The organism is Dietzia maris, assembly GCF_014144855.1.
GTDB classification, from domain to species: domain Bacteria; phylum Actinomycetota; class Actinomycetes; order Mycobacteriales; family Mycobacteriaceae; genus Dietzia; species Dietzia kunjamensis.
This window is the reverse complement of the sequence record NZ_JAALDN010000155.1, coordinates 1-1,677: the sequence shown is the minus strand read 5'-3', so window position 1 is coordinate 1,677 and position 1,677 is coordinate 1. Positions and strand designations below refer to the sequence as shown.

At 72.3% G+C, this 1,677-nt stretch carries 1 protein-coding gene; it reads right to left on the bottom strand.

Annotated features, from left to right (window positions below):
• Positions 1-1,677, bottom strand: a 1,677-nt coding sequence (locus G6024_RS05800) for an acyltransferase domain-containing protein (protein ID WP_159148268.1), incomplete at both ends; no start/stop codon positions are given.

Sequence of the window (1,677 nt, the reverse complement as noted above, 5' to 3'; positions counted from 1 at the left end):
GCGGGCGCGCCGAACTCGAGGTCGTCCGGGCGGGGTGCACCGGGGGCGGCGGTCGCGGCCGGAGCCGCGTCTGATCGGTCCGCACCGGCCGTGCCGGGGGTGTTGACGGCCGGTGCGGGGTCTGTGGGGGCTGCCTGGTCGGCAGCCGCGGTGTTGGTCGAACCAGTGGTGGTGGAGCCGGTGGAGGCGGAGCCGTCGCCGGCGTCCAGCTCGTCGTCGTCGACCTCCACGCTGGGCGGCAGGGTGCCGTACAACGTCGCCGAGTCGCGCTCCACGTTGATCACCTGGGCCCGGGGGCCGCGGTGCGTGGGCAGGTCGAGGGTCTTGGAGGCGAGGTTCGCGACGGTCGGGGCGTTGGAGACACCGACCTCGATGAACTGCTCGATACCGAGTCCGCCACGCTCTACGGGCGTGAAGAACAGCTCCTGGGTCTCGATCCACCGGACCGGGCTGGCGAACTGCCAGGCCAGCAGCTCCACGAGCAGCAGGCGACCCAGTCGCGTGGGGGTGGCGGCCCACTCGTCCCAGTTCGCGAGGACCTCGGCCAGCGACTCGGCCGGCACGAGATCGGCGATCTCCTGCACGAAGTCGCGCTCGAGGCTGAACAGGCGCGGCACGAGGTTCGGCACGTAGCGACCCACGAGCACCGAGATGTCGATGTCGTGCGGGATCAGCTCGTCGAGGGTGGCCCGGAAGTCCGGGACGCCTCCGCGCAGGACGGTGGAGTGGAACGGCACGTCGATGCCGGGCACCAGGATGAAGGCGTTCTTGCCGCCCGAGACCGCGAGCTCCCGCTCCACGGCCTTCTCCAGTGCCTTGCACCCGGCGACGGTCCCGGCGAGCGCGTACTGCGAGCCCGCCAGGTTGTAGTTGACGATCTCGATGAACTCGCCGGACTCGCGGGACACGCCGGCCACCCAGTCGGCGACCTCGTCATCCGAGATCCCCATCTGGGACGGGCGGATCGCGGCCATGCGGTAGTCCGAGCGGCCCTGGGCGTCCCGCGGCACCAGCTGGTGCATGGTCGACCCGCGCTGGAAGACGATCTCCAGCAGCGGCTCCAACGCCAGCACGCCGGAGATGGCGGCCAGGGCGTCGTACTCGCCGATCGAGTGACCCGCGAAGTACGCGTCCTCGATGAGCAGGCCGTCGGCCTCGAGCTCGGCGCGCTGCGCCACCGCCAGGCAGGCCATGGCGACCTGGGTGAACTGCGTCAGGTAGAGCACGCCGTCGGGGTGCCGGTGGACCTCACCGCGGACGGTGACCTCGGTGGGGTTCTCGCGGACGAGCGCCAGGATCGAGAAGCCGAGGGCGGAGCGGGTGTGCTTGTCGGCGCGGTCCCAGATCTCGCGGGCGGCGGGGCAGCGGGTGCGGCCCTCCATGCCCATCCCCTTGGCCTGGATGCCCTGGCCGGGGAAGGCGTAGACGGTGCGCGGGGCCTCGGTCAGCGCGGTGGCGGCCATGACGGTGGCGCCGTCGACCGTGCACGTGACCTCGAGGACCTGGCCGCCGGCGTGGCGGCCGGTCTGCACGGCACGGACCTTGATGTGGTCGCCCGGACGGACCGGGGCGAGCATGCGGGCGGTCCAGCCGGCGATCCGCAGGGCGGGGGTCTTCCCGTCCGAGGCCTGCACCGCGTGCTGCGCGGCGGCCGAGAGCCACATGCCGTGGACGATC